Source organism: Kerstersia sp., assembly GCF_052103615.1.
Taxonomy (GTDB): domain Bacteria; phylum Pseudomonadota; class Gammaproteobacteria; order Burkholderiales; family Burkholderiaceae_B; genus Kerstersia.
Genome location: NZ_JBQEKA010000087.1, coordinates 1 through 13192, shown reverse-complemented (window position 1 = coordinate 13192; position 13192 = coordinate 1). Strand labels below are relative to the sequence as shown.

At 60.8% G+C, this 13192-nt stretch carries 13 protein-coding genes; 9 read left to right on the top strand and 4 right to left on the bottom strand.

The annotated features are described in order from the left end of the window. Nucleotides 1-438: 438 nt before the first annotated feature. The 9 genes from ACTJGZ_RS13790 to iscX all read left to right on the top strand — a co-directional run bounded on the left by ACTJGZ_RS13790 (nucleotide 439) and on the right by iscX (nucleotide 6645). Nucleotides 439-930, top strand: coding sequence for a low molecular weight protein-tyrosine-phosphatase (locus ACTJGZ_RS13790; protein WP_441663485.1), 492 nt, complete (start codon nucleotides 439-441; stop codon nucleotides 928-930). Between the two features lie 173 nt (nucleotides 931-1103). Beyond that, nucleotides 1104-1640, top strand: a complete 537-nt coding sequence (gene iscR / locus ACTJGZ_RS13785) for a Fe-S cluster assembly transcriptional regulator IscR (RefSeq protein ID WP_441663484.1) — start codon at nucleotides 1104-1106, stop codon at nucleotides 1638-1640. 24 nt (nucleotides 1641-1664) lie between these two features. Then, complete coding sequence (locus ACTJGZ_RS13780) at nucleotides 1665-2879, top strand: IscS subfamily cysteine desulfurase (protein ID WP_441663483.1); 1215 nt, start codon at nucleotides 1665-1667, stop codon at nucleotides 2877-2879. A 29-nt stretch (nucleotides 2880-2908) separates the two neighbouring features. Then, entirely contained in the window at nucleotides 2909-3292 is a 384-nt protein-coding gene (iscU, locus tag ACTJGZ_RS13775) for a Fe-S cluster assembly scaffold IscU (protein ID WP_441663482.1), read from the top strand. Nucleotides 3293-3295: 3 nt separating this feature from the next. Then, nucleotides 3296-3619: an iron-sulfur cluster assembly protein IscA gene (gene iscA / locus ACTJGZ_RS13770; protein ID WP_441663481.1), complete on the top strand. Its 324-nt coding sequence runs from the start codon at nucleotides 3296-3298 to the stop codon at nucleotides 3617-3619. Further along, a complete protein-coding gene (hscB, locus tag ACTJGZ_RS13765) occupies nucleotides 3620-4147 on the top strand; it encodes a Fe-S protein assembly co-chaperone HscB (protein ID WP_441663480.1) in 528 nt (175 codons plus the stop codon). 90 nt (nucleotides 4148-4237) lie between these two features. Further along, nucleotides 4238-6103, top strand: coding sequence for a Fe-S protein assembly chaperone HscA (gene hscA, locus ACTJGZ_RS13760; RefSeq protein ID WP_441663479.1), 1866 nt, complete (start codon nucleotides 4238-4240; stop codon nucleotides 6101-6103). Between the two features lie 6 nt (nucleotides 6104-6109). Next, nucleotides 6110-6451, top strand: a complete 342-nt coding sequence (gene fdx / locus ACTJGZ_RS13755; protein ID WP_441663478.1) for an ISC system 2Fe-2S type ferredoxin — start codon at nucleotides 6110-6112, stop codon at nucleotides 6449-6451. Further along, nucleotides 6451-6645, top strand: a complete 195-nt coding sequence (gene iscX, locus ACTJGZ_RS13750) for a Fe-S cluster assembly protein IscX (protein ID WP_068368507.1) — start codon at nucleotides 6451-6453, stop codon at nucleotides 6643-6645. The genes fdx and iscX overlap by 1 nt, the downstream gene beginning before the upstream one ends. A gap of 410 nt (nucleotides 6646-7055) precedes the next feature. Here iscX and lysS read toward each other — a convergent pair whose 3' ends face one another. The 4 genes from lysS to recJ all read right to left on the bottom strand — a co-directional run. Next, nucleotides 7056-8582 (bottom strand): lysine--tRNA ligase, encoded by a 1527-nt coding sequence (lysS, locus tag ACTJGZ_RS13745; RefSeq protein ID WP_441663477.1) that lies wholly within the window; start codon nucleotides 8580-8582, stop codon nucleotides 7056-7058. Between the two features lie 59 nt (nucleotides 8583-8641). Then, nucleotides 8642-9746 (bottom strand): peptide chain release factor 2 gene (gene prfB / locus ACTJGZ_RS13740; protein ID WP_441663476.1). Its coding sequence is split into 2 segments (ribosomal slippage): nucleotides 8642-9664 and nucleotides 9666-9746, totalling 1104 coding nucleotides; the frame shifts between segments, so codons are not numbered across the junction. Nucleotides 9747-9875: 129 nt separating this feature from the next. Next, complete coding sequence (locus tag ACTJGZ_RS13735) at nucleotides 9876-11483, bottom strand: sensor domain-containing diguanylate cyclase (protein WP_441663475.1); 1608 nt, start codon at nucleotides 11481-11483, stop codon at nucleotides 9876-9878. A 156-nt stretch (nucleotides 11484-11639) separates the two neighbouring features. Beyond that, the coding region (gene recJ / locus ACTJGZ_RS13730) for a single-stranded-DNA-specific exonuclease RecJ (RefSeq protein WP_441663474.1) at nucleotides 11640-13192 on the bottom strand (1553 nt) is incomplete at its 5' end.

Here is a 13192-nt window from a genome sequence, read left to right as displayed (position 1 = left end):
AATCCTTTTTGATCCCGCTTGTTAGTTCCCGGTCATAAAAATCGTGTCAAAACTCAACCCTTATGCAAAAACTGTCAAATTCCGGAGCGGAAAAATAGATTCCCTAACAATTTTCCTAGATTGGCGCCCGCTCAGGGCGCGGGGCGGCATGACATGCCGGGAAGCGAATTTCAGGCCTGGGGGCACAGGGCAGCCAGGCATTCGTCGGCTGACTACCCGGGCCGCGCTGCCTGGGAAATCACGGGCAAATGACATGGCAGTGACAGGCGGGGGCAGGGGCGAAAATGGGAGGAAGGCGGGAGTGAAGACTAGCGGCGCTATGGCAGCGGGTTGATGGATTTTTCGCTATTTTTTTTGTTATTTCGCAGCGATTTCAATTGCCGGAAATGGGCAAAAAATGCTTGCCATGTCAGGGGTTTTCCCGCACACTTACGCCCCATGATGACCAAGGTACTTTTCATCTGCATGGGCAATATTTGCAGATCGCCCAGCGCAGAGGGTGTTTTCCGGCATTTGATTAATGATGCCGGACTTTCCCGGCTGATTGGCGTCGCTTCTGCCGGCACTCACGACTATCACGTCGGCGAGGCGCCAGACGCGCGTGCGCAGGCTGCTGCGCGCAAGCGGGGCTACGATATTTCGCATCAGCGCGCGCGCTTGGTCACGGCCCAGGATTTCCAGGATTACGATCATGTCCTGGCCATGGACTGGGAAAACATGACTGCGCTCAAGCAGGTCTGTCCCCGGGCCTATCAGCACAAGCTGCGTTTGCTGATGAGCTTTGCCAACGAGCACGAAGAAGCCACGGTGCCGGATCCATTCTACGGCGGGCCGGAAGGTTTTGGCAAAACGCTGGATTACATTGAGGATGCCTGTCAGGGCATGCTGGATTTCCTGCGCAAGCGGGTGACCCAGTACCAGGCGGCTTGATGGCTGAAAGGCTTTCAAGGGCTCCGCACCAAGAGGCCGCGTTCAACGCGGCTTTTTCTGGCCTATTAATCCTAGCAAGACAGTCGGGAATTCGTTATACTTGAGTTAATCACTCGGGAATAGCGCCGGGCTGCGCATGGTGATGCGGGCCTGGCAGATCACAGGAGCTTGTCATGCGCTTGACCACCAAGGGTCGTTTTGCCGTGACCGCCATGATAGATCTGGCCTTGCGCCAGCATAGCGGTCCCGTAACGCTGGCCGCCATTAGTCAGCGGCAGAACATCTCGCTTTCCTATCTGGAGCAATTGTTCGGCAAACTGCGCCGCCATGAACTGGTGGAGAGCATGCGCGGCCCGGGCGGCGGTTATTCGCTGGCCCGCGTGGCGCGCAAGGTAACGGTTGCCGACATCATCTTTGCTGTGGATGAGCCGCTGGATGCCACCAGCTGTGGTGGCAAGCGCGACTGTAGCAGCGGCAAGGATGGTCGTTCCGGCAAATGCATGACGCATGAGCTGTGGTCCACGCTGAACCGAAAAATGGTGGATTACCTGGATTCGGTCTCCCTGCAGGATCTGGTCGATCAGCATCGCATGCGCATGCTGCAAGAAGCCAGCCAGGATGCCGAACACGGCGTTTCCACTGCGGTCCGGGTCGAGAAATCTTCCTGCCGGCCGGCAGCAAACAAGGCCGCGACGCATGCCGTGGCCTGATGTCCAGAATTTCCGGAGCTTTTCATGACTATCAACCGCCTCATCTATCTTGATAACGCTGCAACCACGCCTGTCGATCCTCGTGTGGTCGAAAAAATGGTGCCTTACCTGGGCGAGCATTTCGGCAATCCCGCTTCTCGTTCCCATGCCTACGGCTGGGAGGCAGAGGAAGCTGTTGAAAATGCGCGTGCAGAAGTTGCCAAGTTGATCAACGCGGACCCGCGTGAAATCATCTGGACGTCCGGCGCAACGGAATCCGATAACCTCGCCATCAAGGGCGCGGCACAGTTTTACGCCGAGAAGGGCAAGCACATCATCACGCTCAAGACCGAGCACAAGGCGGTACTGGATACCTGCCGCGAGCTTGAGCGTCTGGGTTTTGAAGTGACCTACCTCGATGTCAAGGACGACGGCCTGCTGGATCTGGACGTGTTCAAGGCAGCGCTGCGCCCGGATACCACGCTGGTATCCATCATGTTCGTCAACAGCGAAATCGGCGTCATCCAGGATATCGAAACTATTGGCGAAATCTGCCGCGAACGCGGCATCATTTTCCACGTGGATGCGGCGCAGGCCAGCGGCAAGGTCGAAATCGACCTGCAGAAGCTCAAGGTTGACCTGATGTCTTTCTGCGCCCACAAGACTTACGGCCCCAAGGGCATCGGTGCTCTGTATGTGCGCCGCAAGCCGCGTGTGCGCATTCTGGCTCAGATGCACGGCGGCGGTCACGAGCGCGGCTTCCGTTCCGGCACGCTGGCCACGCACCAGATCGTCGGCATGGGGGAAACCTTCCGCCTGGCGCGTGAAGAAATGGCTTCCGACAATGCGCGTATCGGCGCACTGCGCGACCGCCTGCTCAAGGGCTTGCGCGACATCGAGGAAACCTACGTCAACGGCAGCATGGAGCACCGTGTCTGCGGCAACCTCAACATCAGCTTCAACTATGTCGAGGGCGAGTCGCTCATCATGGCGCTCAAGGAACTGGCAGTGTCCAGCGGTTCGGCCTGCACCTCGGCCAGCCTGGAGCCTTCCTATGTCCTGCGCGCCCTGGGCCGCAACGACGAACTGGCGCATAGCTCGATTCGCTTCACGCTGGGCCGCTTCACCACCCAGGAAGAAATCGACACCGCCATTGCGCTGGTCAAGGGCCGTGTCGGCAAGCTGCGCGATATGTCGCCGCTGTGGGAAATGGCCAAGGAAGGCATAGATTTGAATTCCGTCCAATGGGCGGCGCATTGATGGCCTGAGGGCCGTCCAAGGAGATCATCATGGCATATAGCGATAAAGTTCTGGATCACTACGAAAATCCGCGTAACGTGGGTTCCTTTGATAAGGACGACGACAAGGTAGGGACCGGCATGGTTGGCGCGCCTGCCTGTGGCGACGTCATGAAGCTGCAGATCCGCGTCAATGAGTCGGGCGTGATCGAAGATGCGCGTTTCAAAACGTATGGTTGCGGTTCCGCCATTGCGTCCAGCTCGCTGATTACCGAGTGGGTCAAGGGCAAGACACTGGCCGAAGCGGCAGCGATCCGCAATACCGAGATTGCTCAGGAACTGGCGTTGCCGCCGGTCAAGATCCACTGCTCGATTCTGGCAGAGGACGCTATCAAGGCGGCCATCAAGGATTATCAGGACAAACACGCGAGCTGAGCCATGGCTGTTACCCTTACCTCGAGAGCAGCGGAACACATCGACAAGTTCTTGCAGAAACGCGGCAAGGGCGTCGGCTTGCGCCTGGGTGTACGCACCACGGGCTGCTCCGGCATGGCTTACAAGCTGGAGTATGTCGATACGCCGGACCCTGCGGACAACGTCTTCGAAAGTTTCGGCGTCAAGGTGTTCGTTGATGCCAAGAGCTTGTCCTACATTGATGGCACGGAACTGGACTACGGCCGTGAAGGGCTGAACGAAGGTTTCAAGTTCAATAACCCCAATGAGAAGGCGAGCTGCGGCTGCGGCGAGTCGTTCACGGTGTAAATGTTGTCAGCGGAAAACGATCACTTCGGCCTGTTCGGCCTGCCGCGCCGCTACGATCTGGATCTGGCGGCGCTGGAAAAAGCCTGGCTGGCGGTTTCCGCGCAAGTCCACCCTGACCGCTATGCCACGGCGACACCTGCCGCCAGGCGCGTGGCCATGCAATGGGCCGCGCGCGCCAATGAGGCCTACCGGGTATTGCGCAGTCCGCTGGCGCGGGCGCGCTACCTGTGCGAAGTGCAGGGCGTGGACCTGCAAGTCGAAACCAACACGGCGATGAGCCCGGCTTTCCTGATGCAGCAGCTGGAATGGCGCGAGCAGCTCGACGAAGCGCGGCAGCGCAAAGACCTTACCTTGCTGGATGGCCTGGCCGGGGAATTGGGCGAGGCCCGTCAGGCGGCGCAGGCGCGTTTGGTGGTATTGCTGGATCAACAGAATGATGTAGCTGGCGCCGCGAAAGTCGTGCGCGAGTGGATGTTCCTGGAAAAGCTGGAGCAGGAAGTCGAAAGCGTGCGCCACGACGGCGCCTAGAAACAGTATGATGCGGCCCGCTACCGGCGGGCGGGCCGGCTTCGGCGCGTCTGTAGATAGGCGTAAGGTGGCGGGGCAGATAGGATAGATATGGCACTTTTGCAGATTTCGGAACCGGGCGAAGCGCCCGCACCACACCAGCGCCGGCTGGCTGTCGGCATAGATCTCGGTACCACCAATTCCATCGTGGCAGCGGTACGCAGCGGTGTCTGCGACGCGTTGCCGGATGTCCAAGGCAAGGTGCTGCTGCCCTCGGCAGTGCGCTATCTGGCTGATGGTGGTGCCGTCGTGGGGCGTGAGGCCCTGGCGGTGCAGGCGCAGGATCCGTTCAATACGCTGGTCTCTTTCAAGCGTTTCATGGGGCGTTCGTTCCAGGAAGCGCGCAGCAGCCGCGCGCCATACGAGTTTGTGGATGCGCCGGGCATGGTCCGTATCCGGACAGTGCAAGGGGATATTTCGCCGGTCGAGGCTTCGGCCAAGGTGCTCTCCGAATTGCACGAGCGCGCTCGCGACACCCTGGGTGATGAACTGGTGGGCGCCGTGATTACGGTACCGGCCTATTTTGACGATGCCCAGCGTCAGGCGACGCGCGATGCGGCGCGGCTGGCAGGCCTCAATGTGCTGCGGCTGCTCAATGAGCCGACGGCGGCCGCGCTGGCGTATGGCCTGGATAGCGGCGCTGAAGGCATTTATGCCGTTTATGACCTGGGCGGCGGTACCTTTGACATTTCTATTCTCAAGCTGAGCCGCGGCGTATTCGAAGTTGTGGCGACAGCAGGGGATACCGCCCTGGGCGGTGATGATTTCGACGCGCTGATCGTGGACGATTGGCTGGCGGGCATTGCCGAAGTCGAGACGCTGGATAAGCAGGATTACCGCAAGCTGCTCGTGGCGGCGCGGCAGGCGCGTGAAGCTTTGTCGGACGCGCCGGTTGCGCGGCTGGATGCCCATCTGGAAACCTTGGGCCGCCTGTCGCGTGAATTGAGCGCCGAACATTTTGCCGCGCTGTCCCAGCCGCTGGTGGACCGCACCCTGGCATGCGTGCAGCGCACCTTGCGCGATGCCGGATTGGACCGGGCAGCCTTGCAGGGCGTGGTCATGGTAGGGGGCGCGACGCGCATGCCTATCATCCGGGCGGCGGTGCGTGATGCTTTCGGCCTGGAGCCTAGGGTGGAACTGGACCCGGACCTGGTGGTCGCGCTGGGCGCGGCGCAGCAGGCCGACTTGTTGGCAGGCAATAAACGCGCTGGAGACGACTGGCTGCTGCTGGACGTCTTGCCGCTGTCGCTGGGGCTGGAGACCATGGGCGGGCTGGTGGAACGCATCGTGCCGCGCAATAGCGCGATTCCGGTGGCCAGGGCCCAGGAATTCACAACCTTCAAAGACGGCCAGAGCGCCATGAGTTTTCACGTTGTGCAGGGTGAACGTGAGCTGGTGTCGGATTGTCGTTCGCTGGCGCATTTTGAACTGCGCGGCATTCCGCCTATGGTGGCGGGCGCGGCACGCATCCGCGTGACCTTCCAGGTAGATGCGGATGGCCTGCTGAGCGTGACGGCCAGGGAAATGAGCCAGGGCGTGGAAGCTTCCGTGGTGGTGAAGCCTTCCTACGGCCTGAGTGACGAAGAAGTGGCGCGCATGCTGGCTGACAGTGTGGCACTGGCCGATGACGATGCGCAGGCACGGATGTTGCGTGAAGCGCTGGTCGAGGCCCGCCGCCTGTATGAGTCGGTGCAGGCCGCCTTGCAGGAAGATGCGGATCTGTTGTCACCCGAAGAGCGTGGCAATGTGGATGCCGCCATGCTTGCCGTCGGCGCTTTGGATGATGGCAGCAACGTGGAAGTGGTACGCAAATTGACCCAGGCGCTTTCAGATGCCACCGACGAGTTCGCGGCGCGGCGCATGGACCGCAGTATCAGGGCGGCGCTCAAGGGGCGCTCACTGAATGACATAGCTTGAGATGACATGCCGAAGATCACTGTATTACCCCATCCCGAGGTTTGCCCCGAAGGCGCAGTCATAGAAAATGCGCCCCAGGGCGAATCCATTTGCCGGATTCTGCTGGACAATCACATTGAGATCGAACACGCCTGCGAGTTGTCGTGTGCGTGCACGACCTGTCATGTGATCGTGCGTGAAGGATTCGATTCCCTGCCCGAAGCCACGGATACCGAAGAAGATTACCTGGATCGCGCCTGGGGCTTGACGCCGGTGTCGCGTCTGTCCTGCCAGGCCAAGGTCAGCGATGAAGACCTGGTTGTGGAACTTCCCAAGTATTCGATCAACCACGCCAAGGAAAATCACTGATGAAATGGACCGATAGCCTGGCCATCGCAGAAGCGCTGTATGACGCGCATCCTGATGTGGATCCGCTGACCGTGCGTTTTACCGATATGCATGCCTGGATTCTGGCCCTGCCTGAATTCGAAGACGATCCTGAAGCGTCCAATGAGCGCATTCTGGAAGCAATTCTGGAAGCCTGGATCGACGAAGCGCGCTGATCCCTGACGCCTAGTAAAAACGCCTCGCAAGAGGCGTTTTTTTGTTGGTTGAGTTCGTTGGTTGAGTTCGTTGGTTGAGTTTGTTGGCTGAATTGTTGGCTGAATTGTTGGCTGAATTGTTGGGGCTGGCGTTCGTGCGCCGCCAGTTCCCCGTACGGCAACGCGCAGGACGAAACGCCGCGCAGGTGCCTGCCCGCGGCCATCGGACGGGGGGAGCAGGTATCGTGCGGATCGGGTTTGGCGCAAATTCGCCGCTGGCAAGCGGGGTCAATGCAGGCTGGATATGAGGCCGACGGCTCTGAGGCCGGCGGAGATGACGCCAGCGGATATGACACCAGCGGATATGACACCGCGGATATGACACCGGCGCCTGAGTGGGCGCCGGTGCATGTCACGGTAGCGCAGCGCGCTTAGTCTTCGCGCCGCAGGTGCGGGAACAGGATGACATCGCGGATGCTGGGGCTGTCGGTCAGCAGCATGACCAGGCGGTCGATGCCGATACCGCAGCCGCCAGTCGGGGGCATGCCGTATTCCAGGGCGCGGATGTAGTCTGCGTCGAAGTACATGGCTTCTTCGTCACCGGCATCCTTGGCTTCGACCTGCGAACGGAAACGTTCGGCCTGGTCTTCCGGGTCATTCAGCTCGGAGAAGCCATTGGCGATTTCGCGGCCGGTGATAAACAGCTCGAAGCGTTCGGTGATGCCGGGCTGGGTATCGGACGCACGCGCCAGCGGCGAGACTTCCACCGGGTAGTCGATAATGAAGGTGGGGTGCCACAGTTGGGATTCCGCCGTTTCCTCGAACAGCGCTAGTTGCAGAGCGCCCAAACCCGCGCGCGCCAGCGCCGGGCCTTTGACATCGGCGCCCAGGCGGGCCAGTTCCTTGCGCAGGTAATCCGCGTTCTGCAGGTCGCTTTCCTGGTAACTGGGGGCATACTTCAGGATGGCGCCCACAATGGTCAGGCGGTCAAAGGGCAGGCCCAGATCCAGCTCGCGGCCCTGGTATTGCAGTTTGGCGCTGCCGGCTGCGGCAATGGCAGCCTGGCGGATCAGCCCTTCGGTGTATTCCATCAGCCAGCGGTAGTCCGCGTAGGCTGCATAGAATTCCATCATGGTGAATTCCGGGTTGTGCCGGGGGCTGACGCCTTCGTTGCGGAAATTGCGGTTGATTTCGAAGACACGCTCGAAACCGCCGACCACCAGACGCTTGAGGTACAGCTCGGGGGCAATGCGCAGGAACATTTCCATGTCCAGCGCATTGTGGTGCGTCACGAAAGGCTTAGCGCTGGCACCGCCGGGAATGGGGTGCAGCATGGGCGTTTCAACTTCCAGGAAGCCCGCTTCGACCATGGCCTGGCGGATGCCCGCGATGGCCTTGCTGCGCGCCAGGAAAGTGCGGCGCGTGTCTTCCGTCATGATGAGGTCAACATAGCGCTGGCGATAGCGCAGTTCCTGGTCGGACACACCATGGAACTTGTCCGGCAGCGGGCGCAGCGACTTGGCCAGCAGGCGGGCTTCGCTGGCATGAATGGACAGCTCGCCCTTGCGGGTTTTGAAGATACGCCCAGTGACGGCGATGATGTCGCCAATATCCCATTGCTTGAACGCGCCATAGACTTCTTCGCCCAGCACGCCCTTATCCAGATAGATCTGGATGCGGCCGCTGCCATCCTGCAAGGTGGCGAAACTGGCTTTTCCCATGACCCGTTTCAGCATCATGCGGCCGGCCAGGCGGACCACGGCGGCAGGCGCCTGTTCCAGCGCTTCGGCATCTATCTCGCCGTAGCGCTGATGCAGATCGGCTGCATGCGCATCCGGCTGGAAATCATTGGGGAAAGCGACGCCTTCGGTGCGAAGGCGGGCCAGTTTGCCGCGCCGTTCCGCGATCAGGCGGTTTTCGTCGGTGACGGGCGTGGCGGGCGTGGAAGAATCAGTCATGTCTATGGATTGCTATGGCTTTTGGGTATGTGGCGAGGAGTCCGTTGAGAGGCCCTGTGTCAGAGGCCCTGTTTCAGGCTGGCCTGAATGAAGGGGTCGAGGTCGCCGTCCAGCACTTTTTGGGTGTTGGAAATTTCCACGTTGGTACGCAGGTCTTTGATACGGCTGTTGTCCAGCACATACGAGCGGATCTGATGGCCCCAGCCCACATCGGTCTTGGAGTCTTCCAGCTTCTGCTGTTCCGACATGCGGTTGCGCATTTCCAGCTCATAGAGCTTGGATTTCAGCATCTGCATGGCTTCGGCGCGGTTGCGGTGCTGTGAACGGTCGTTCTGGCACTGCACCACAATCCCGGTTGGCGCGTGGGTAATACGCACGGCCGAGTCGGTTTTATTGATGTGCTGGCCGCCAGCGCCACTGGCGCGGTAAGTATCTACGCGCAGGTCAGCCGGGTTGATTTCCACCTCGAAGGAGTCATCCACTTCCGGATAGACAAAAATACTGGCGAAAGAGGTATGGCGGCCGCCAGAGGAATCGAAGGGGCTCTTGCGCACCAGGCGGTGCACGCCGGTTTCCGTGCGCAGATGGCCGAACGCGTAGTCGCCTTCCACCTTGATGGTGGCCGACTTGAGACCGGCGACATCACCTTCCGATTCTTCCAGGATTTCCGTCTTGAAGTCTTTGCGTTCGCAATACTTCAGATATTGGCGCAACAGCATGGAGGCCCAGTCCTGGGCTTCGGTACCCCCGGCACCGGCCTGAATGTCGATGAAACAGTTCAGCGGGTCAGCCGGATTGGAGAACATGCGGCGGAATTCCAGCGCTTCCAGCTCTGCCTGGAAACCGCGGGCATCCTCTTCGATGGACAGCAGAGTGGCGTCGTCATCATCGGCGCTGGCCAGCTCGAACAGTTCGAGCGAGTCGCGCACGCCATTGTGCAGGTGCTCCAGGGTGAGCACGACGGTTTCCAGGCTTTTCTTTTCGCGGCCGAGATCCTGCGCATGCTGGGGGTCGTTCCAGATGGCGGGGTCTTCCAGTTCGGCGTTTACGACTTGCAGGCGTTCAGCTTTGCTATCGTAGTCAAAGATACCTCCGAAGCTGGCCGACACGGTCGGCGTAGTCTTCGAGGTGGGTGGCGATCAGGTTCTGGCGTTCTGCTTCCATCGTGGTTCCTGTATGCGCTTGCGTTGCCGGCCCAGGGCCGGCGGCCAGGCAGTCTGTTGGCCTGGCGCAAGTCGATTGCATGTCTGTTTCGGTAGGGTAATCCGCTATTTTAACGCGCTGAGCACGTTCTTAGGCGGATTCTGGCGGATGCGGCTCAATGCGGTTGCGGCCATTGCGTTTGGCGGAGTACAGCGCCATATCGGCGGTCTTGGTGACGCTTTGCAGTGTGGCGCCATCATCGGGGTAGAGCGCAATGCCGATGGAGACCGTGATGCGGATGTTTTGCGGGAAGGCCGTCCGCTCGACGCGCAGCCGCAGGCGTTCGGCCACGCGGTAGGCCACGGCGGCGCTGGTATCGGGCAGGAAGAGGGCGAATTCTTCGCCGCCAGTGCGGCAGGGCAGGTCGGGGCCGCGGGAATTGTCGCGGATGACGGCGGCGATTTTTTGCAGGACTTGATCGCCGATGTCATGTCCATGGTTGTCGTTGATCTGCTTGAAATAATCGACGTCCAGCAGAAGCAGCGCAAACGGCGCGCGATCGCCAATCCAGCGCGTGACCTGTTCTTCCAGCCCGCGCCGGTTGGCCAGGCCCGTCAATTGGTCGGTAGAGGATTCCTGGCGCAGCTGGCGCAACTTGTTGTGAATCAGGGCCAGGCTGTGCAACAGCGATTGCTTGAGCTGCGCGGCTTCAAAATACCAGGTGCGTATTGCCAGCAATTGATTGCGGGTGCTTTCCACATTGTTCATATGGCGGCTGCGGCGGGCCAGTTGCGATAGCGGCAGGGTGATGCGGCGCGAAATCCACCAAATGATGACGATCAGCAGCAGCATGACCGGCAGGGTATAGGACAGGGTTTGCAGCAGCAGTGTGCCTTCGTTGATCAGCACGCCCTGTGTTGGCCGCTGGGCCACGATACCCCAGTTCACGCGCTGCACCACGGCATAGCCGGCCAGCAGGTCTTCGCCATTCTGAGATTGGCGCAGGCTGCCATCCAGGCCGCCAAGAATCGCCTGGACAATCGGCGTGCCGGCAATGTTCTTGCCGATCAGGCTGTTGTCGGGGTGATAAATGATGGTGCCCTTGCCATCGACAACATAGAGCATGGAATCATTGTTGTAGAACTGCTGGCCCAGCAGGCTGTGCAGGATGTTGTCTTCCTGCGTGTGGATGGTGCCGCCGATATAGCCGTGATAAACGCCTTGGGCATCGACCAGCGGCCAGGACATCAGCAAGACCAGCCGATTTGCGGAAGAGCGGTAAATGCCGCTGACAAACGGGGAGCGCAAGGCCAGCGAGCCGCGCACGCCTTCGCTGTCGATAATGCTGTTGAGCGAGTCGTGGCGGACGGTGGCGGACGAGCGCGCGAGCAGCCGCGCCTGTTCCGACACGATATGGACGGAATTGAAGAGATTGCTTTGCCGCCGCAGGCGATGGAGTTCGCGTTGCATGGCGGCGCTATCACCCAGGAGCGGCGCCTGGGGCAGACCATCGCTGGGATCGGGCTCAGTGCCCATCATTAAACGCGCGCTGTACTCCAGCTGCGACATCGCGTCTTTCAGGAAAGTGTCGGTGGCCTGGGCAAGCTTTTTCGCGTAAACGTGATTGGCTTCCAGCGTCGTTTGCAGCAGCATGTCGCGCTGAACGCGATTGCTGGAGAACAGGACATTGACCAGAGTAACGAGAACCGCAAGCAGAGTCAGCGAAAGAATGAGTTGGCGAAGATTAATCCTGCTCATTGATGCAGCCCCGGTGCTGCCCTATGAAGATCGGGCGATGGCCGGATTCTAGCACCGGCGCATCGCGATCACCCGGCGTTTGGAGGGAACAGCAAGACGCAAATGCCGGGCGGCCGGGCGTCTGGCCTGATTGAGGCCAGGCGTCCGGCAGAGGGATCAGGCGGGTTCCGCGTGTTCCAGCATCAACTGGATGTTGATGTTGCCATTCCATTCATTGGTTTCCAGCCGGTAAGCGGCGGCAATGAATTCCGGCAAGGGGTCGGCATGATTGAACCAGATGGCATCGTAGAGCTGGCCATTGCGCTCCAGGCGCAGCTTCATATGGCGTTCTTTCAGCAGGCGCTGCTGCACCACGCGGAATTCATCCAGAAACAGCGGAGGCGGGAAGCCTGCCCCCCAGACCTGCTGGCCCAGCAGGTTCGCCACAGTCGTGTTGGCATAGCCGTCTTCCAGCGAGCCATCGGTTTCTATCAGTGGTTCGAATTCGGTGCGGCCGGTCAGTTCGCGAACAGCGGCCTCGAAGGCCGGGGCAAAGCGGGGGAAGTCGGCCTTGGCAATGGTCAGGCCTGCCGCCATGGCATGGCCGCCGAATTTGCGGATCAGGCCGGGGTGGCGCTTGGAGACGATATCCAGCGCGTCGCGCAGGTGAACGTCCGGAATGGAACGGCCTGAACCACGGATTTCTTCGTCGTCTGCCGGGGCGAAAGCCAGGGTCGGGCGCCAGTATTTTTCTTTCAGGCGCGACGCCACCAGGCCGACGACGCCTTGGTGCCAGCTGTCGTCGAACACGCAGACGGTGGCGCCAGGGTCAGCGCTGGCGGCTTCCATGCTGGCCAGGGCCTGTTCGCGCATGACGGTTTCGATATTGCGGCGTTCCCGGTTCATGCCATCGAGTTCGCGGGCCAGTTCCAGCGCCTCGGCTTCGTCATCCGTGATCAGGCAGGTGATGCCCAGGCTCATGTCTGCCAGGCGGCCGGCGGCATTGAGCCGCGGGCCTAGAGCGAAGCCGAGGTCAAAGCTGTTGGCGTTGCGGGGTTCGCGCCCGGCCACGGCGAACAGGGCGCGCACGCCGGGCTGCATCAGGCCGGCGCGCATGCGCTGCAAGCCTTGCGAGACCAGCAAGCGATTGTTCGCATCGAGTTTGACGACGTCCGCCACCGTGCCCAGCGCCACCAGGTCGGCCAGCTCATGCAGCCGCGGGCCGCCATCAGCCGGGTACACGCCGCGCTTGCGCAATTCCGCGCGCAGCGCCAGCAAGACGTAGAAGATCACGCCGACGCCCGCCAGGTTCTTGGAGGGAAAGCCGCAGCCCGGCTGGTTCGGATTAACGATGGCCATGGCGTCGGGCAAGGTATCGCCAGGCAAGTGGTGGTCAGTGACCAGGACATCTATGCCCATTTCAGCCGCGGCCTGCACGCCCTCGACGCTGGCGATGCCATTATCTACGGTGACGATCAGGTCGGGATGCCCGGAGGGGTGGCGGCAGGCCAGTTCGACAACCGCCGGGGACAGGCCATAGCCGGTTTCAAAACGGTTGGGCACCAGGAAATCGACATCTGCGCCCATGGCGCGCAGACCGCGCACCGCAACGGCACAGGCGGTTGCGCCATCGCAGTCATAGTCGGCGACGACCAGCAGCTTGCAGCCAGCGTCTATGGCATCGGCGAGGATCTCCGCGGCCTCTTCGGCGCGCGTCAAACCGCGCGGGG